20 protein-coding genes are annotated in these 18,781 nt (G+C 55.5%); 2 read left to right on the top strand and 18 right to left on the bottom strand.

Going from position 1 to position 18,781, the window contains the following annotated elements; genetic code table 11:
• Entirely contained in the window at positions 1 to 666 is a 666-nt protein-coding gene (pdeM, locus tag GGE09_RS04680) for a ligase-associated DNA damage response endonuclease PdeM (protein WP_309744336.1), read from the top strand.
• 207 nt (positions 667 to 873) lie between these two features.
• Here pdeM and folD read toward each other — a convergent pair whose 3' ends face one another.
• The 16 genes from folD to ruvC form a co-directional block, all read right to left on the bottom strand.
• Entirely contained in the window at positions 874 to 1,773 is a 900-nt protein-coding gene (gene folD, locus GGE09_RS04675) for a bifunctional methylenetetrahydrofolate dehydrogenase/methenyltetrahydrofolate cyclohydrolase FolD (protein ID WP_309744334.1), read from the bottom strand.
• A gap of 107 nt (positions 1,774 to 1,880) precedes the next feature.
• A complete protein-coding gene (locus GGE09_RS04670; RefSeq protein ID WP_309744332.1) occupies positions 1,881 to 3,557 on the bottom strand; it encodes a formate--tetrahydrofolate ligase in 1,677 nt (558 codons plus the stop codon).
• A 160-nt stretch (positions 3,558 to 3,717) separates the two neighbouring features.
• A complete protein-coding gene (locus GGE09_RS04665) occupies positions 3,718 to 4,299 on the bottom strand; it encodes an MOSC domain-containing protein (protein WP_309744330.1) in 582 nt (193 codons plus the stop codon).
• Between the two features lie 150 nt (positions 4,300 to 4,449).
• Positions 4,450 to 6,381 (bottom strand): ATP-dependent zinc metalloprotease FtsH, encoded by a 1,932-nt coding sequence (gene ftsH, locus GGE09_RS04660; RefSeq protein ID WP_309744328.1) that lies wholly within the window; start codon positions 6,379 to 6,381, stop codon positions 4,450 to 4,452.
• An 80-nt stretch (positions 6,382 to 6,461) separates the two neighbouring features.
• Positions 6,462 to 7,688, bottom strand: coding sequence for a tRNA lysidine(34) synthetase TilS (gene tilS, locus GGE09_RS04655; RefSeq protein WP_309744326.1), 1,227 nt, complete (start codon positions 7,686 to 7,688; stop codon positions 6,462 to 6,464).
• A 16-nt stretch (positions 7,689 to 7,704) separates the two neighbouring features.
• Positions 7,705 to 8,541 (bottom strand): tol-pal system protein YbgF, encoded by an 837-nt coding sequence (ybgF, locus tag GGE09_RS04650; protein WP_309744324.1) that lies wholly within the window; start codon positions 8,539 to 8,541, stop codon positions 7,705 to 7,707.
• 86 nt (positions 8,542 to 8,627) lie between these two features.
• Positions 8,628 to 9,143, bottom strand: a complete 516-nt coding sequence (pal, locus tag GGE09_RS04645; protein WP_405048525.1) for a peptidoglycan-associated lipoprotein Pal — start codon at positions 9,141 to 9,143, stop codon at positions 8,628 to 8,630.
• 102 nt (positions 9,144 to 9,245) lie between these two features.
• Complete coding sequence (gene tolB / locus GGE09_RS04640; protein WP_405048524.1) at positions 9,246 to 10,568, bottom strand: Tol-Pal system beta propeller repeat protein TolB; 1,323 nt, start codon at positions 10,566 to 10,568, stop codon at positions 9,246 to 9,248.
• The gene (locus tag GGE09_RS04635; protein ID WP_309744322.1) at positions 10,568 to 11,809 is read right to left on the bottom strand and encodes a hypothetical protein; all 1,242 of its coding nucleotides are present in this window, start codon (positions 11,807 to 11,809) and stop codon (positions 10,568 to 10,570) included. The genes tolB and GGE09_RS04635 overlap by 1 nt, the downstream gene beginning before the upstream one ends.
• Positions 11,810 to 11,821: 12 nt before the next feature.
• Positions 11,822 to 12,307, bottom strand: coding sequence for a protein TolR (gene tolR / locus GGE09_RS04630; protein ID WP_309744321.1), 486 nt, complete (start codon positions 12,305 to 12,307; stop codon positions 11,822 to 11,824).
• Positions 12,308 to 12,309: 2 nt separating this feature from the next.
• Entirely contained in the window at positions 12,310 to 13,005 is a 696-nt protein-coding gene (tolQ, locus tag GGE09_RS04625; protein ID WP_309744319.1) for a protein TolQ, read from the bottom strand.
• A 140-nt stretch (positions 13,006 to 13,145) separates the two neighbouring features.
• Positions 13,146 to 13,538, bottom strand: a complete 393-nt coding sequence (gene ybgC / locus GGE09_RS04620) for a tol-pal system-associated acyl-CoA thioesterase (RefSeq protein ID WP_309744317.1) — start codon at positions 13,536 to 13,538, stop codon at positions 13,146 to 13,148.
• Positions 13,528 to 14,184, bottom strand: coding sequence for a hypothetical protein (locus GGE09_RS04615; RefSeq protein ID WP_309744315.1), 657 nt, complete (start codon positions 14,182 to 14,184; stop codon positions 13,528 to 13,530). Before GGE09_RS04615 ends, ybgC begins: the two co-directional genes overlap by 11 nt.
• Positions 14,185 to 14,253: 69 nt before the next feature.
• Positions 14,254 to 15,282 (bottom strand): Holliday junction branch migration DNA helicase RuvB, encoded by a 1,029-nt coding sequence (gene ruvB / locus GGE09_RS04610; protein ID WP_309744313.1) that lies wholly within the window; start codon positions 15,280 to 15,282, stop codon positions 14,254 to 14,256.
• Positions 15,283 to 15,366: 84 nt separating this feature from the next.
• A complete protein-coding gene (gene ruvA, locus GGE09_RS04605; RefSeq protein ID WP_309744311.1) occupies positions 15,367 to 16,053 on the bottom strand; it encodes a Holliday junction branch migration protein RuvA in 687 nt (228 codons plus the stop codon).
• Positions 16,050 to 16,574, bottom strand: a complete 525-nt coding sequence (ruvC, locus tag GGE09_RS04600; protein WP_309744309.1) for a crossover junction endodeoxyribonuclease RuvC — start codon at positions 16,572 to 16,574, stop codon at positions 16,050 to 16,052. The genes ruvA and ruvC overlap by 4 nt, the downstream gene beginning before the upstream one ends.
• Positions 16,575 to 17,038: 464 nt before the next feature.
• Between ruvC and GGE09_RS04595 the strand changes: the two genes are divergently transcribed.
• Positions 17,039 to 17,248, top strand: coding sequence for a DUF1127 domain-containing protein (locus GGE09_RS04595; RefSeq protein ID WP_309744307.1), 210 nt, complete (start codon positions 17,039 to 17,041; stop codon positions 17,246 to 17,248).
• A gap of 134 nt (positions 17,249 to 17,382) precedes the next feature.
• Here GGE09_RS04595 and GGE09_RS04590 read toward each other — a convergent pair whose 3' ends face one another.
• Entirely contained in the window at positions 17,383 to 17,700 is a 318-nt protein-coding gene (locus GGE09_RS04590; RefSeq protein ID WP_309744305.1) for a hypothetical protein, read from the bottom strand.
• A 191-nt stretch (positions 17,701 to 17,891) separates the two neighbouring features.
• Positions 17,892 to 18,764 carry a 50S ribosomal protein L11 methyltransferase gene (locus GGE09_RS04585; protein ID WP_309744303.1) on the bottom strand — a complete coding sequence of 291 codons (873 nt, stop codon included), beginning with the start codon at positions 18,762 to 18,764 and terminating at the stop codon, positions 17,892 to 17,894.
• Between the last annotated feature and the right edge of the window lie 17 nt (positions 18,765 to 18,781).

Here is an 18,781-nt window from a genome sequence, read left to right as displayed (position 1 = left end):
ATGAACGGCTATTCCTTCACGCTCGATCAGGCCAACCTTACGGCCCTCGCCTCTGGCTTGCTTTGGTGGCAGGAACGGCGCTTGCTTTGTGTATCAGACCTGCACCTTGGCAAATCGGATCGCATGGCGCGGCGGGGTGGGGCTTTGCTGCCGCCCTATGAAAACCGCGAAACACTGGATCGTTTAACGCAGGCCGTTGGCGCGCTTGATCCGTTGAGCGTGATTTGTCTGGGGGATAGTTTTGACGATAGCGCGGGACAGCACGCCCTAAGCGAGGCTGAACATACCCAACTGACCACTTTGATGGCTGGTCGGCGCTGGATTTGGATAGAGGGTAACCATGATCCCGGCCCTGTCGATCTGGGCGGCACCCATATGGCTGAATATAAAACCGGCCCGCTGGCGTTCCGCCATATCGCTGACCCTGATGCCGGTTCTGAAATATCGGGCCACTATCATCCCAAAGCCAGCCTGCGCCTTAAGGCAGGCACCCTGTCGCGACCTTGCTTTTTGATTGATGACACCCGTGTCATTCTACCGGCATTTGGCGCGTATACGGGGGGGATGCGCAGCAGTGATCCTGTTTTTGCACCTCTGATGTCCGATCGTGCAGTGGCGGTCCTGACGGGGGCACAAGTGCTGCCGATCCCGATGCCCAGATCATAACCGTGCCACGGTGCCGCACCATCCTTGCACCCCGCGAACACCGTCCTAGCTTTTGCAGGCCGGACACATGCTGCCGGTCGGGTGACGGCCCTGTTCCAGAGTATGTAAGCGCCGAATATGCGCAACTGCGCCCGATGTAATGATTATTTGAGTATTGGTAGGCGAGGCGCTGGATCTGCTCCGGCGCCTCGTTTTTGTATTGCCGTCTTAGGCGGTCAGACCTTCGGGCTCTTCCAATCCGTTGGCGCGCGAACAGGCGGTAACGGTATTGGCCAACAGACAGGCGATTGTCATTGGGCCAACGCCGCCCGGAACCGGGGTAATCGCGCCGGCTTTTTCCACAGCAGATGCAAAATGAACGTCGCCAACCAGCTTGGATTTACCCTCTTTTTCAGGGTGGGGAATGCGGTTGATGCCCACGTCGATGACGGTTGCGCCTTCGCCGATCCACTCGCCCGTGATCATTTCAGGACGCCCGACAGCTGCCACAACAATATCCGCACCCCGGCACAGGGCCTCGATGTTTTTGGTGCGGGAATGGGCGATTGTGACAGTGCAACTGTCTTTCAAAAGCAGATTTGCCATAGGTTTTCCCACAATGTTGGACCGCCCCACAACCACAGCATTCAGACCAGACAGGCTGCCGTGATGGTCGCGCAACATCATCAAACAGCCAAGCGGTGTGCAGGGAACCATAGATTTCTGCCCCGTGCTTAGCAGCCCGACGTTGGAAATATGAAACCCGTCCACATCTTTTTCCGGAATGATGGAATTGATCACCAATTCTTCGTTCAGATGGTCAGGCAGGGGCAGTTGGCACAGGATACCATGCACTGCGGGATCGTTGTTCAACTGCTCTATCAGGGCCAGTAGATCGGCTTCAGATGTATCCGCAGGCAGTTTATGCTCGTAAGAGTTCATCCCCACTTCCAGCGTGGATTTGCCCTTGTTGCGCACGTAAACCTCGGATGCGGGATCTTCGCCCACAAGCACCACAGCCAAGCCGGGCGTGATGCCATGATCCGCCTTTAATCGCGCAACATGGGTGCCTACTTTGGCCCGCACGGTTGCCGCAAACTCTTTCCCGTCAATAATTTTAGCAGTCACACAATCGCCTTTCTTTGTCGTTCAAACACCTCTGCCAGAGGCATCAGGGCTTGCCGCAGCAAGCCCCCCGCTTGTAAGGCGATTGCGCGCCCTTGCAAATGGCTGTTTTAAAACAAGCCTTCAATCTGCCCCGTCGCGTTCAGGCAGATATTTTCCGCACTTGGCACCCTTGGCAGACCCGGCATGGTCATGATCTCGCCGCAGACCACCACAACAAACCCCGCCCCCGCACTAAGGCGCACTTCGCGGACTGGAACGGAATGGCCCGTAGGTGCCCCGCGCAGGTTTGGATCGGTGGAAAAGGAATACTGGGTTTTCGCCATACAAACTGGCAGATTGCCATAGCCCTGTTCTTCCCACAGACGCAGTTGGTCGCGGATTTTCTTGTCAGCCAGAACCTCATCCGCGTGGTAAATGCGTTTGCAGATGGTTTCGATTTTTTCGAACAGCGACATTTCATCAGGATACAGTGGTGCGAATTGTGACGCCCCGCTTTCCGCAATTTCGGCTACTCGGGTTGCCAGCGCTTCAGAGCCCTTTGAGCCGAATTCCCAGTGCTGGGAAACAATCGCTTCCGATCCCTGTCCCGCCACATAATCCTTTACTGCCTGGACCTCGGCTTCGGTGTCTGTGACAAAGTGGTTGATCGCCACGACAACAGGCACGCCGAAACTTTTAAGGTTGCTGATATGGCGGCCCAAGTTCGGGCAACCTGCGTTCACAGCCGCTACATTTTCCGCACCTAAATCCGCTTTGGCCACGCCACCGTTCATTTTCATCGCGCGAACTGTTGCGACCAGAACGACGCAGTCCGGTGCCAGCCCTGCCTTGCGGCATTTGATGTTCAGGAATTTTTCAGCCCCTAAATCGGCGCCAAACCCAGCCTCTGTCACCACAAAATCCGCCAGCTTCAGCGCGGTTTTTGTGGCAATAACCGAATTACAGCCATGGGCGATATTGGCGAACGGGCCGCCGTGTACAAAAGCGGGGTTGTTTTCCAGCGTTTGCACCAGATTGGGTTGCATCGCGTCTTTCAGCAGAACGGTCATTGCGCCGTCCGCCTTAATATCGCGGCAATAAACCGGTGTGCGGTCACGGCGATAGGCCACAATCATGTCACCCAGACGTTTTTGCAGATCTTCCAGATTAAGCGACAGACACAGGATAGCCATCACTTCAGAGGCTACAGTGATGTCAAAACCTGTTTCCCGTGGAAAGCCGTTGGACACGCCCCCCAATGAGGCCGTGATCTGGCGCAGGGCGCGGTCGTTCATGTCAACAACGCGGCGCCAGACAACGCGGCGCACGTCGATTTCCAGCTCGTTGCCCCAGTAGATGTGATTGTCAATCATCGCGGACAACAGCGAATGCGCCGAGGTGATGGCGTGGAAATCCCCTGTGAAATGCAGGTTCATGTCCTCCATCGGCACGATCTGCGCATAACCGCCCCCCGCAGCGCCGCCCTTCATGCCAAAGTTTGGCCCGAGCGAGGCTTCACGGATACACACGCAGGCGTTCTTGCCAATGCGGTTCAGACCGTCCCCCAGACCCACAGTTGTGGTGGTTTTACCTTCGCCAGCAGGGGTTGGATTGATCGCCGTTACCAGCACCAGCTTGCCGTTTTTATTCCCTTGAACCGAGTCGATGAACGACTGGCTGACCTTGGCTTTATCATGGCCGTAGGGCAGCAAATTGTCACTGTCGATGCCCAGCTTTTCACCGACTTCCTGAATCGGACGTTTCTTGGCTTCGCGCGCAATTTCAATATCTGTCTTATAGGCCATTCGCAAAATTCCCTGTTGGAGTTGGCTTGTGATCGTTTCTTAGGCAATTTATGCGCAAAAACGACCGAACCGACCCTAAGCAAATACGACATATTCCAAGCCGTTATCGCCGCCCATCACATGAATCATCTGATGGCTGTGGTGTAACAAGGTATTTGGCTTACGGCGCCCAAGCGCGCTGGTCGGGAATATGCAGTGTAAAGCGATCACCGATCCGCAATATCCCCTCGCGTTCGACCCAAGCAGTGACACCCCGTTTTCCGTTCGCGGCGGTTTTCAACAACTTGCCTTTACCGGGATGGCGGGGTTCCAGTTCTTCCTTACCTGGGAACATGCAGGGGCGGTTTTCCATATCAACTACAAGCGTGGTCCCGCTTTGGGTTTGCAAGCGGGATGATGGTGGAATGAAGGTGAAATCCGGCAAGCCGCGCACCATTATGCTGGCACCCATCCATTCTGGCAGCACCGCGTCGATGCCGATGGTTTCGGCCACCGCTGCCATTTCCTCGGCGCTGATGATAGAAAACTGCCGCACATTGCGGATTTCGGTGCCTCGGGAAAATTGCGAAGACACGCGGGAACAGGACGGGCGGGTCAAGCCACCGTGGCATTCCCCCGCAACCCCTGCGAAACTGGCAAAAACTTCAGTTTCGGGATCAGAAGCCAAGGCAACTTCGCGGTCTGGTACAATGCCTAGATAGACAATTTCGCAGGTGTAGTCTGTGGGGATCAAAGCAGGCATGACAGGGGCTTTCCAGGCAATCACGTTAAAACTGTCACCTGTGGCGACACATCACAGTTAAACCGCACAGCCACCAAAAGAAAAGACCCGCGCCATGCACGGGTCTTTACAAAATGTTACCTTGTAGATCACCAAATGTGATCAGCGTCCTTACACGGGATCGGGTTCCATGTCGCCTTTTGGTGTGGATTTCGGCTTTTTGGTTTTTGGAACCGCCGCAACACTTGGGGCGTTGCCACCTGTATCTGTGTCATCATCATCATCCGAGCCGCGGTTCAGGGGCTCACCCGCGATCACTTTCTTGATCTCGGCCCCTGTCAGCGTTTCATATTCCAACAGGCCTTGTGCCATGTTTTCCAACTGATCCGCATGATCCGTCAAAATCTGTTTGGCCCGCGCATAGCCCTCGTCCACCAGTTTACGCACTTCGGCGTCGATGATTTCCTGGGTGTCCGGACCAGCATTCACACCACCGCTTTGTGGACCAAGATATGTGTCCTGGCGGTTTGCATAGTCGATATTGCCCAGTTTTTCGGACATGCCGAACTGGGTGACCATTGCCCGCGCGATCCGCGTGACCTGTTGAATATCCGAAGACGCGCCAGAGGTGACATTCTCTTCGCCAAAGATCAGTTCCTCGGCCACTTTACCGCCCATCGCCATGGCGATTTGGGACTTGTATTTGGTCTTGGTGACAGACAGTTGATCCCGCTCTGGCAAAGACAGCACCAGACCCAGCGCACGACCGCGCGGGATGATGGTTGCCTTGTGGATCGGATCATGCTGCGGCACGTTCAGCCCCACAATGGCGTGGCCCGCTTCATGGTAAGCTGTCAACTTCTTCTCGTCCTCGGACATAACCATAGACCGGCGTTCCGCGCCCATCATCACTTTGTCTTTGGCGTTTTCAAAGTCTTCCATCGTCAAATAGCGTTTGCCGGTACGAGCTGCCATAAGCGCGGATTCATTGACAAGGTTTGCCAGATCCGCACCGGAAAACCCGGGCGTACCCCGCGCAATGATGCGCAGATCAACATCGGGGCCCAGCGGCGTTTTGCGCGCATGAACTTCGAGAATTTTCTTGCGGCCGTTAATATCAGGATTTGGTACTTGTACCTGACGGTCAAACCGGCCCGGACGCAGCAGCGCAGGGTCCAGAACGTCAGGACGGTTGGTTGCAGCCAGAAGGATCACGCCTTCGTTGGCTTCGAACCCGTCCATTTCCACCAGCAACTGGTTCAGCGTCTGTTCCCGCTCGTCATTACCGCCGCCGTAGCCAGCGCCACGATGGCGGCCAACAGCGTCGATCTCGTCGATAAACACGATGCATGGTGCGTTCTTTTTGGCCTGCTCAAACATATCGCGCACGCGGCTGGCGCCGACACCCACGAACATTTCCACAAAGTCAGAGCCGGAAATTGTGAAGAACGGCACGCCTGCTTCGCCTGCGATCGCCCGCGCCAAAAGGGTTTTACCTGTCCCGGGAGGGCCCACCAGCAACGCGCCTTTTGGGATTTTACCGCCAAGACGGCTGAATTTTTGCGGGTCGCGCAAGAATTCAACGATCTCTTCCAGCTCGTCCTTAGCCTCGTCAATGCCAGCCACATCATCAAAAGTGATGCGCCCGTGGCGTTCGTTCAGCAGTTTCGCCTTGGATTTACCAAAGCCCATCGCCCCGCCGCGGCCACCGCCCTGCATGCGGTTCATAAAGAAGATCCAAACGCCGATCAGCACCAGAAACGGAAGCCACAGGGACATGGCCGACAAAAAGCCCGACTGTTCCTGCGCTTTGACGTTCACATTGACGCCAGCGTCGATCATCTGGTTGGTCAGATCGTCGGTTTCCATCGCAGAGCGGGGCTGGATCGTTTCAAAACGACTGCCATCCTTGTTTACGATGGTGATCAACTCGCCATCCATCTGAACTTCGGACACGTTGCCTTTTCCAACAGATTGAATGAATTCGGAATAGGTTATCTGATTCTCGTTACCGGACCGTTGCCCGTTGCTGAACATATTGAACAGCGCCACGATCAGCAGAAACAACACGACCCAAAACGCCAGATTTTTGGTATTTCCCAAAGCGGTTCTCCTTAAGGCACATTACGCGCCGGATATCTTAACAAAGTGTTACGTGGAACATAGGTTTCCGCGCAGTGGTTTCAATGCGTCACAATGGTTGCATAAAAACTTTCGGTCCCATCCCGCAGCCAACACCCGCAAGCCGGGTTTTTATCGACAAAGGGGACCGACTTCAATTCGTTATTATACCATAAAGACGGCGATGCGAGGATTGCATTTCTGGTTTCGGCAGTATCACGCCACTCTGGGCGCTGCAAAATCCCGTCAGAGCCAAGCGGACGCCACTGCCCTTGGGCGGGTTCACAGTGCCAGCGACCGTCAAAAATACAGGTGCTAGCGTCACTTGGAACCATAGCGGAAACTTCGCGGGTGATTTCAATCCCTTCGTCGCGGATCGGGGTGAGCAGACACCCTGACAGACTGTGCCCCGTTCCGCTAAAACTGTGTGCCAAAGCCTGATGCAGTGCTTTTAATCGGGGACGATATGGCCCGCCGGAAACCCAGCGCAGACAATGGGCGAGCACACGCAATTGAATGTCCATCGGATGCTGTGTCAAAGCCTCGGTATCCAGTCGGACAGACCCGATGTCCCGTGGCTGCGCGACCTTGCCCAACACCTCTTTGCTGTAGCTTTCCAAGGCCCCCCGCGCAGTCTGCATCCGCGCGGCAGTATCGGCTAAAACATCTGCATTCAGGCCAATTTCACCCAGTATATTCAGCGCTTTACGCATTTTCACACGATCAAAACGCAGATCATCATTACTCGGATCTTCAACCCAACTGATCTGCCTTTGGCGCAGAAAATCACGCAGGGTTTGGCGCTTAATATCCAACAGCGGGCGCAACCAGATCAGACCGTCTTTCGTCACCTGTGCGGCCATGCCTGACAAACCGTCAACACCGCTGCCCCGTTTAAGGCGCAACAGAAAGGTCTCCGCCTGATCGTCGCGGGTGTGGCCTGTGGTGACGGCGGCAATGCCATGCGCAACGGCCCAGTCCGAAATCAGATTTTGCCGCGCCTGTCGCGCATTGTCTTGAAGGTTTCCTGTTTCGGGATGCTCCTGCCAGAGCAACGTATCATGAGGCAGCCCCAGATCGGTACATAAAACGGCAACACCTGCGGCTTCGTCGGCGGACCCGCTGCGCAAGCCGTGATCCACAGTGACAACGCGCAAACTGCGACCGGTTTCTTGCGCCCAATCGGCCATCAGCACCAGCAAAGCAATCGAATCACCGCCACCAGAAACAGCCACGCCCAACGTGCCGTCAGGAACACAGTCCATAAAGTTCGGAAATGCTGTTTTCATGCCCGAAATCGCAGGCTTAGGAACACCCAAGCGCGGATTGACGGGACTGTGCCTCGCCGACAATTGCAGCGGCGGGATAACGCACGGGAACCTCGGCCAACATCAAACAAGCCTCTTCATGCTGCCCTAATTCGTTCAACGAAAGCCCCAAACGATACAGCGCATCCGGGGCTTTTGTGCCCTCTGGCGCACCGCTGAAACTTTCAAGGAAACTGCGCGCTGCGCCGTTCCAATCATTTTGCGCCGCAAGAGAGGCACCTTTCCAGTAATGCGCCTCTCCGGTTAAAGGCCCACCTGGAAAATTGGCGATCAACGTATCAAACTGGGTGGCGGCATTGCCGTAATCCGCAGCTTCATAGGCGGCCATCGCCCGTTGAAAGGTGTTTTGTTCCATATTCGTGGTGCTACCTGACACATCCGTTTGACCGGCATTCCCCGATGTCAAAGGCGTCCGAGGGCGTGCTGAGACCTTACCCCCTAGCGGTGCAGTGCGATCCAATTTGGTCACATCACAGCCCGCTTCCAATTCGCACAAGCGAAACTCCAGATCGCCAATGCGGTTGGTGCCATCGCCAACGATGCTTTCGATCCAGAACTGTTTTTCCTCAATTTCACCCGTCAGACGCCGCATTTCGGCTTCTAATGTGTCAATCCGCTGCAAGGCTGGCCCATTGCTGCTTTGCTGGGTCGCCCCCCCCGTGGTGGACAACTCTCGTTTCAAAGACACGATATCCGAATATAAGAACTCCAGCTCCTGACGAAAATCCGCCAGTGTCTGCCCGTCTTGTGCCTGCGCCTGCGCGCCAAACGGCGCAATAACCGCCGCTACCAAAAGTGCCCGCACTAACCGCATCTTCAATGTTCCCCAAATACTCACAAACGCGCCGTTCGCACCATGTGCAAACGACGCCTGTTTAATACTGTGTCAGCCGGCCAGCATTAACTGGTCAGCCCTGTGGCCACCAAAGTCACCGCACGACGGTTCTTTGACCAACATTCCTCGTTCGAACAAATCGCCAACGGGCGTTCCTTACCATAAGTCACAGTGTTGATACGGTTGCCCGCAACCCCGCGGCTGACCAGATAGTCACGCACCGAATTGGCACGACGTGCGCCCAGCGCAAGGTTGTATTCCCGCGTACCGGTTTCATCCGCGTGGCCTTCAATCGTGACGGTGTAAGTGCCATATTCCTGCAACCAGTTCGCCTGAGCGTCCAGCGTCTGCATGCCCACAGGTGTCAGCGTGTGCTGATCGACCAGAAACAGCACGCGGTCCCCGATGGTCTGGTTGAAATAGGCCACCGATGCAGGGTCATTCACCCCGCCACTGCCGATGCCATTGTTCATGCCACTGCCGTTCATCCCGTCCATGTCATCCCCAGTTTTGGGGCGCATGTCACAGGCAGCAAGGGCTGCTACACAGGTCAGCATTAGACCTATTTTGTAAATTTTCATCTGCTCATCCTTTCGCTCTCTGGCGTCTTGGGCGCTTTGGAACCACTCTATACTGGCCCCCTCTATAACAGCTATTTCCCGTTATGGGAAACGGCCTCTCGCTTACTCTAATAACCCTGACCACGCCGGATCAGAGGCATAAGTCGGTGTCGTTATCCTGCGAAGGTTCTGTCCTGTCACATCCATGGAATACAACCCCGGCGCCCCGGCTTCCCCTTGTGTTTCACGGAAAAACATAATTACACGGCCATTGGGAGACCATGTTGGACCTTCGTCCAGAAACGACCCCGTCAACAGTCTTTCCCGACTGCCATCGGTTTGCATCACGCCAATGTGAAACCGCCCGCCGCTGATATTGGTAAAGGCGATCAGATCACCGCGCGGCGACCAGACTGGCGTGCCATAGCGCCCAGGGCCAAAGCTGATCCGCTTCGCCTCGCCGCCCGTTGCTGGCATCACATAGATTTGCTGTCCGCCCCCACGGTCACTTTCAAACACCACTTGGGTTCCGTCAGGGCTGTAACTGGGCGCGGTTTCAATGGCGGGTGAATTGGTCAACTGGGTCTTGGCCCCAGTGGCAATATCAAAGGTGTACAGATCCGAATTCCCACCGTTGCTCAGCGACATGATCACATGACGCCCGTCCGGACTAAAGCGCGGCGCAAAGGTCATGTTTTTATCGGAATCAAGGGCGCGGCGCGATAATGTGTCCACATTCATCAAAAACACCTGCGGCACACCGGTTTCATAGGTGGTATAGATAATTTCACGCGCATTTGGCGAAAAGCGCGGGGCCAGCACGATGTCTTCGCTGCCCGTCAAATAGCGCACATTGGCCCCGTCATAATCCATTACGGCAACCCGTTTCTTGCGGTCGTTTTTGGGGCCTTCTTCGGCGATGTAGGCCACGCGACTGTCGAAATACGGGTCTTCGCCAGTCAAACGACTATAGACTACATCCGCCACCTTATGGCTCATCCGGCGCCAACTTTGGCTGCTGGCGGCGAATTGCACACCTTCAAGCTGTTCCTGACCAAACACATCAAAAAGGCGGAACTTCACGACCATCTGGTTGTTCGCCGCAAGGCTTACAGCCCCCGTCACCAACCCCTGCGCATTAATCGCCTTCCAGTCTGAATATTGTGCAGGCGCGTTAAAGTTGGTGATCGTTCCGATATGTGCGCTTGCAGGGATGGCCCGAAACAGACCTGTGCCCACCAGATCGCTGGTAATGACATCAGTCAACTGCTGGGCAAAAGCCTCTGCCCCTGCATTTTCGGCCACAAAGACAGGAACCGCTATGGGCATCGGTTCAATGATGCCTTCTGTAATTTCAATCCGCAAGGGTCCGTCACTTTGGGCGTGTACGGCCACGGGTCCACTGACCACAGCCATTGCAATGCAAAGTTTCAAAAATAAGTTCATTATCTGACCACCATGTTTTGGGGGTTAAAGACGACTTCGATGCGTCGCCACTGTTCGTATTTATCTTTAGGCAAATTATAAGGCGCACAGCGGATCAGCGCCCGTCGCCCTGCTTCATAGGCCTGCTGAACCAAACCCTGCGGCGTGCCAGAAGGTTCCACAAGTTTCGGGCTTCCCATCAATTTTCCGTCCGGTGTCAATTCTACAGACAGGGTTACCACCAGATTTGCCGCGTCCTGCACGCCAACAGGCGGGGCCCAACACTGTTGGACCGCCAGAACCAAAGCACCTTTTTCGCTGCCCGTTAGCGGGGGACCAACCGATTGCGCTGTCTCGGATGTTGCGGCCTTCATCGCCGCCTCAATCGCTTTGGCTTGCGCGTCTTTGGCAGCGGCAAGCCTGTCGGCTTCGGCTGTGTCAGATTTCGCTTTATCCGCCGCAGCTTTTTCGTTTGCGGCCTGCGTGGCCGCTTTGGCAGCGGCATCCTTCACCGCCTGCGCCCGTGCCACAATATCTGACGGCCGCCCTTTTGGCCGCGAAGATTTCACTGGTGCCAGTGAATTCGGGTCTTCTTCTGCCTCGGTCACAATTTCAGTGGTAGATTCTTTAGGCGCGACTTCTTCTTTGGTTTCAGTCTGTTCCGCAGGGGTTTCGCTGGGCGTGGTGGATTCGACCGCCTCTTTTGCGGTCTCTGCATCGGTTGGCGGTTCAGGTGCAACCTGATCGCTGACACGGGGCGCGGGGCGCGGTTTGGGCCGCAACAAGGCCAGTTGATCCGGCGCGACTTGGCCGCTGCTGTCTTCCTGGGCCACTTGTGCATCTGGCGACACCAAGGTGCTGCCCGTAGCTTCCTGCGTCTGTTCGGCGATTTCGGGGCTTTCCACAGGGATGTCAGGCGGGTTGTCAGGCTGTGCCGCTTCAGCCATATCCGTCACATCGGGGGCTGTTTCCACCACCGCAGGGGTCTGCGGTTCAGGCGCAGGTTGCTCGACCACGGGCTGTTCCACAACAGGGGGCTGCGCGGTTTCGGTCTCTGCTGTGGATTGGGGTTGCTGGGGTTCCTGCAATTCGGGCGCTGGTGCGCGCGACATCATACCGTCAAATTCCGTACTGGTGATGATCGACACCTCGGAAACCTGAATCGCCTTGCTTTCATCGCTGTCAAACAAGGGCCCGCCAAAAGCGGCAAGCCCCAGTATAACGCCATGCAGGCCAATGGATATTTTGGTGCCGGTGTCCACGCCCTAGCCTACCTAATTCCCAGAGACATCAGACCCGTCGAGCCGTGGCCCACCCGCATCTGTCACCAGTCCGATATTGCGAAAGCCGCCCGCATTCAGCGCGCCCATGATTTCCATCACAGTGGAATAGGGAACCGCCCCGTCCGCGCGTAAAAACACCTTGTCGTCCTGCCGCTCTGCCGCGATGGCGCGCATTTTAGGCACCAAGGTCGCGCGGTCGATTTCAGTGTTTTGCAACATCAAAACGCCATCCGCAGAAATAGCTAATGCCAGCGGTTCTTCTTCTTCCGTCGGAAGCGGCTGGGCTGCGGTTTTAGGCAGTTCAATGGGAACGCCCACGGTCAACAAGGGCGCTGCCACCATAAAGATAATCAGCAGCACCAGCATCACATCCACAAAAGGCGTGACGTTGATTTCCGCCATTGGCCGGCTTTTCCCGTGGCTGCGGCGGCCCTTACGACCGCCTCCGCCACCTCGGTCTACAACACCTGCACCCATGATCAGCTGTCCAACTGACGGGACAGGATCGTGGCAAATTCATCGGCAAAACTGTCAAAGCCGCTGATGATCCGGTCTGAATCCGTGCTGAGTTTATTGTAAAAGATAACCGCAGGGATCGCGGCCACAAGGCCCAGCGCCGTGGCCATCAAAGCCTCGGCAATGCCAGGGGCCACAACGGCCAGATTGGTGTTTTGCTGGATGGCAATTTCTTCAAAGGCACTTTTGATGCCCCAAACCGTACCAAACAGCCCCACAAACGGCGCAATCGCGCCGACCGTGGCCAGAAAGGTCAACCCGTTGTTCAGCTTTTCGCTTTCCCGGTTAATCGCCACATCCATGCTGCGATCAATCCGCGCCTGTGCGCCTGCAATCAAATTGCCGTCACTGCGATGGGATCGTCGCCATTCAACCATCCCCGCCGCAAAAATCCGCTCGGCCGCCCCAGTGGGGTCTGCGCCCAGCCTGTCAAACAGCTCATCCAACGGATCACCCGACCAGAAGGCCCGATCAAATTGTTCGGCGTCCTTACGGGCGATACGATAGTTGATGAATTTCTGGATGATGATTCCCCAGCTCCAAACGCTGGCAAAGATCAAGATCAGCATCACGATCTTCACCACCAAAGTAGCACGAAGGAACAGCGCAAGCATCGAAAAATCGATCTCCTGCACTGCGGCGAGTGTTTCAGTTTCCATGTGTCCGCCCGACTATTTTATGTCTCATTCAAAGACTGCCTGATGCCCCTGTTTGCCAGAGGCTTGATTATTGCACCGAACATAGCCCTCGGGCAGAGGAAAATCCATGTTTCATTGCTGCATCGGCGGTCAATTGTACGTCAAATGGCCAATTTTGCGCGAATTTCTGCCGGAAGCCGTACAACACGACCTGCGGCGTTCATACAAATCACTGTAATTTTTGAAGAAAACAGCAGTTCATCGCCCCGCAGCACATCTTGTTCAAACTGCAGTTTCGCACCGGACAATTGTTGCAGTTTTGTAGCAATTGTCAGCGCATCATCCAGTTTGGCGGGCCGCAGATAGGTTGCATCCACATGACGCACGGCAAAGACCAGCCCCGCAGCCTCTTTCAAATCGCCCTGATCAATCCCGGCTTCGCGCACAAGGGTGGATCGCGCCCGCTCGATGAATTTCAGATAGTTGGCGTAATAGACAATCCCCGCCAGATCGGTGTCTTCATAATAGACCCGAACCGGAAATTCATGCACCATCTTCAATATCCTGCACCAGTTTACTGGCCCGCGCAGACAGACGCAGCGCATGGCTCGGGTCTTCGGTGGCCGCAGGCAATAACGGATCATAGGCCGCACGCACAATGGCGGCAAACTCAGGCTTCACGATACAGATGTTATTGGATTTGATCATGGCAATGGGCGAGGTTTCTGCAAAGGCCCCCTCGCTCCAGGTTAACAAAGACTGGAAAGTTTCACTGGTGCCCAAAGTCTGCAACGACAGCGCCTCGGTTGCGGCATCTACACGGATCAACACCACACACAGCTTGATAGACCCGTCCCGATCAAACCCGAAAGACCTATAACGACTGGCCCCTTGCTCTGTCAGTGCCGCAATTATCCGCTCGAAATTCGGCAACAGCTTGTCCAGATTGGGCACCGCTGCAAGATCCGACCACTCCCGACAAAAGAACCACATGAAATTCGCGCCAAGTTCAGGGTCTGTTTCGGCCAAAACACCACCGGTAATCGCCACCGCCTGCGCAATCGCGTCTTTCAGATGGGGCAGACTTTCATCCCCCACACCAAAAACCACAGGTGCCAAAGGCCGCCCCCAACGGGCAAACCGATAGGTGGTGTCAGTGGCAGTAAACAACGGGGCGGGGTTTTGTGTGATCGCGTTCATGGGGCCTCTCTTATCGAAAAACCAAACGGGCTGCACCCCTTCAATGTTCCAAAAATACTCAAGTCCAACTTACCCGTCAAACATATCCCCTTGCGGTCCACGCCGGGGCGCATCCAGCCCCAAATGGGCCCAGGCCTTTGCCGCCAGCATCCGACCGCGCGGCGTGCGCTGGATCAAGCCCTGCTGCAACAGATAGGGTTCGATCACTTCTTCCACCGCATCCCGCGCCTCGCTCAGGGCCGCACACATGGTTTCCACCCCCACAGGCCCACCCGCGAAATTCTCGGCAATCATTCGTAAATAACGCCGGTCCGCACTGTCCAGCCCAAGATGATCCACCCCAAGCCGTGTCAGCGAGCGATCCGCCAAGCCCTGCGTCACGGTCCCGTCACTTTCGACCACCGCAAAATCCACCACACGGCGCAACAAACGCCCAGCAATCCGCGGCGTGCCCCGTGCCCGTTTGGCAATCTCCATCGCCCCGTCCGGTGTGGCCGTTGCCCCCATCAAACGCGCGCCCCGCTCTACGATCGAACACAACTCTGGCACTGTATAAAACTCCAACCGCGTGGGAATCCCGAAACGATCGCGCAGCGGCGTGGTTAACAACCCCAGCCGCGTGGTCGCCCCGACCAATGTGAAAGGCTGCAAATCAATCCGCACGGTGCGCGCGGCTGGACCTTCACCGATCACCAAATCCAGTTCGAAATCTTCCAGCGCAGGATAAAGGATTTCTTCAACCACAGGATTCAAGCGATGGATTTCATCAATAAACAAAACGTCCCGCGCATCCAGATTGGTCAGGATCGCCGCCAGATCCCCCGCCTTGGCCAGAACAGGCCCGCTGGTCATGCGAAAGTTCACACCCAACTCTCGGCTGATAATCTGTGCCAGCGTGGTTTTGCCCAAACCAGGCGGCCCATAGAACAACGTATGATCCATCGCCTGCCCGCGCATCTTGGCACTTTCGATAAAGACCTTCAGATTGGCCCGTGCCTCGGACTGGCCGGTAAATTCGTCAAGCGTCTGGGGCCGCAAGGCGCGGTCCATATCCTCGGGGCGCACATCAGCGCGCAAAGTGGGATCAGGCTCGCTCACAAGACCGCCTGCCGTTCCATAGCCATCGCTTCCATTTTCCAGAAATATCCCCGCCGGAGGCCCCTGTTTGTTTGAACCACACCTTTAACTCTTTGGTGCCAGCAACCGCAATGCGGCTTTGATCAATGCACCGCTGTCAGCATCTGGCGCCTCGCCAGCCGCCTGCGCCACAGCAACCGCAGCATCGCCGTGACCATAGCCCAGATTAACCAAAGCCGACAAAGCATCCGCCTGCGCCCCTGCCGAGGCGGCACCAACAGAAGAAGACACAGCAGGAGCCTTGGATACGGGGGCGGCCAAGGGCGCCTCGATCACCATGGAATCATCTGCCTGTACCTGCTCAGCCCCCTGTGCGCCCATCGCAATGACGCTGGCGGCCTTGTCTTTCAACTCGACCACAATGCGCTGCGCCAGTTTCGGCCCTACACCGGGGGCGGCCTTGATTGCGGCTACATCCCCTAGGGTGATCGCCCGGCTGACACCGTCCACGCCCAACGTCCCTGCGATCGCCAGGCCAACCTTGGCCCCGACCCCCTGAACACTGGTCAACAAGCGGTGCCATTCTTTTTCCGCCAAGGTCAGAAAACCGAACAATTGCAAGTTATCCTCACGCACCAGCAGGTCGGTATAAAGTGCAACAATCCCCCCCTTAGGCGGAACCGAGGATAACGTCCGCTCGGAACAATAGACCAAATAGCCCACGCCCTGCACGTCTACCAACAGATGGTCCGTGCTGCGGTAATCCACCCGCCCTGTTATCTTACCGATCATGCAGCCCCCTTTTGCGCTTCGGCTTTGGCCAATGCAGCATCCAACCGTCCCGAAAACTGGGCGTGATGGGCGTGACACAAGGCAATCGCCAAAGCATCCGCCGCATCCGGCCCTACAGGGATCACCCCGTTTAACTGCATCTTAACCATATGCAGCACCTGCGCTTTATCAGCATGACCCACACCGACTACGACCTTTTTAACCGCATTGGGCGCGTATTCTGCCACATCCAGCCCGAATTGCGCCGGCACCAGCAAACAAATCCCCCGTGCTTGACCCAACTTCAGAGTCCCCGCGCCGTCTTTGTTCACAAATGTATTCTCGACCGCCGAAGTTGTGGGCTTATACTGGCGCAGAACCGCATCCAGTTGCGCATGCAAGCTAAGCAACCGCTGCGCCAGCGGCCCGCCAGTGGTTGTTTTACAAATACCATTCGCCACATGGGCGATTTTCGCCCCTGCAACATCCACGATTCCCCAACCCAGATTACGTAGTCCTGGATCAATGCCAATAACGCGCATAGCTGCCCTGCTCTGTTTATTTTCTTAAGCGTAGCACGAAACAAGAACATCCGCCAAGTAGAATACGGACTGCCGCGTGTTGAGGCTTAGGGCTATTGATTCTGGTTAATCGTCCGGAAAGGCCTGGTTTGCCGCTCTGGCAGCCATTTCGCCGCTTCGATAGCCTCGTGTCACGGGAAAATATGTGGCGTGAAAGCAACAAACTATGCGCCAGAACAGATTTCCAAAGATTTACAAAAAGGACGCGAAAAATTCACAAAAAATCGACTGTTCTAAAAGCGACATTTTCGCTGGGAAATCACCCGATTTTCGCAGCAAATAATTCAAAAACGACATGGCGATTCAGCTATGCAAAACAGGCACCTCCGCTATGCATTTTCAGCATTTGAAAGCCTGAAAAACCCCACCTATGTGGGGCCTACAAACAGACACAACACGTCACACACTAACTTAGGAATTGTACCATGGCCCTGGCTTCGAACACCCGTCTGGCACCTTTTGGGGCCATCGCAACTTACACTGTCGTTACACGCGTTGAAGCAGTATTTTCTGCTTTGGTAGAGTGGAACACAAAGCGTAAGACCACAAAAATCTTGTCCCAACTGTCTGATCGTGAACTGGCCGACATCGGCCTGATCCGCGGCGATCTGGACAATATCCCGACACGTTTCTAAGCGCGTCACACATAGGCCGGTGCTTTTCCCCTCCCTGTAAAGCACCGGTTTCAGCGGTCATTGTATCGCACAGGAAAAAGACCGCTGTCCTCCCACAGCGGTCTTTTTTTATTCTTTCGATTTTGACTGACTTCCTACAGGATTTTGCCCTGCACATAGGTCATTACCGGATCTTTCCACAACAGTTTCGCGGCAACCCGTGATGTGTCACTGCCCGCAGCCAGTTGTGCTACTTTCGCGTCATAGCCCTGCTGGCCCAATTCCTGAATCATCACAACTTTTGTCACAGTCATGGTGCCATAAAACAACGCCATACACAGGGCGGTTTTGGCAAAGGGAATGTGGATCTTGCGGCGTGGAGCACGGCGCCATTTACGCCAGAGTGTCGGTTTGAAATCCGGATCAACGCGGGCCACGCGCTTCTCAAAGCTTTTTTTATCTTCGATCGACATACTGAATTCCCAACTACGCGTTACTTTATCTAAAAACTCGTGCAGCCTGCACCCCGAGATCACTACACGCCTGTAAACACACACAGGCAAAATACGCTAATCGACAGGAACCAGAGACGCTTTCGTCTCCTCTCGGGGGTGCAAACTGCTTAGATAAAATTAGAAACGAATTGGGGCAAAATCTGGGCAGTTTAAGGCTGCATTTGTAAACAAAGCGTTGACCATTCGCCAACAATCAGATGATCAACCAAGCCGAAACCCTCGGCCACATAGGCGGCTTTCACGTCTTCGGCCTGTTCGTTCAAAAGCCCTGACAAAATGACATAACCATCTTTGGTAACACTTGCGCCCATATCCGGGGCCAGCGAAATCAGAGGGCCTTTCAATATGTTAGCGAGGATCAGATCGTAAGGTGCCTTGGCGCGCAGTGTTTCATGATCAAATCCCGCACAGGTAACAATATCCACGCGTCCAGCCAGGTCGTTACAGTTCACGTTGGCCGCAGCGGTGTCGGTGGCCACTTCGTCAATGTCGCTGGCCAGTACAACACCCGGCCATATTTTGGCGGCACCCATGGCCAGAACGGCCGTTCCGCAGCCGATATCCACCACATTTTTGCCTTGAAAGCCGCGCACATCCAGATCGTGCAGCGCCTGCAAGCAGCCTTGCGTTGTGCCGTGGTGTCCTGTGCCAAAGGCCATCGCAGCCTCGATCAACAGGGGCACACAATCTTCTGGCACAGAGTCGGCATCGTGGCTGCCATATAGAAAGAAACGACCAGCGCGGATCGGGGCCAATTCGCGGCGCACATGGGCGACCCAATCGGTTTCGGGCAATTCCGATACCGCAAAGGGGCGCGCGCCATTCATCGCCGCCAGCAAGGCCAGCGCGATTTCGTCCGGCGCTTCAATAAAGTAAACCCCGACTTCAAATGTGCCAGAGCCGTCCTCGACCTCAAACACGCCAACACCTGTGGGTTCGGGGATCAGCGTTTCGCAGGCCTCAGCAAGGGCTTCGGCTTTGGATTTGTCTTTCAGGGTGGTCAGGGCTGTAAAAGTTGGCATGTTTCTGGCTCCAATCG

Source organism: Roseobacter sp. N2S (assembly GCF_031454055.1).
GTDB lineage: Bacteria > Pseudomonadota > Alphaproteobacteria > Rhodobacterales > Rhodobacteraceae > Amylibacter.
Note: the sequence above shows the minus strand (reverse complement) of the source record. Positions and strands in the feature narration are given on the sequence as shown.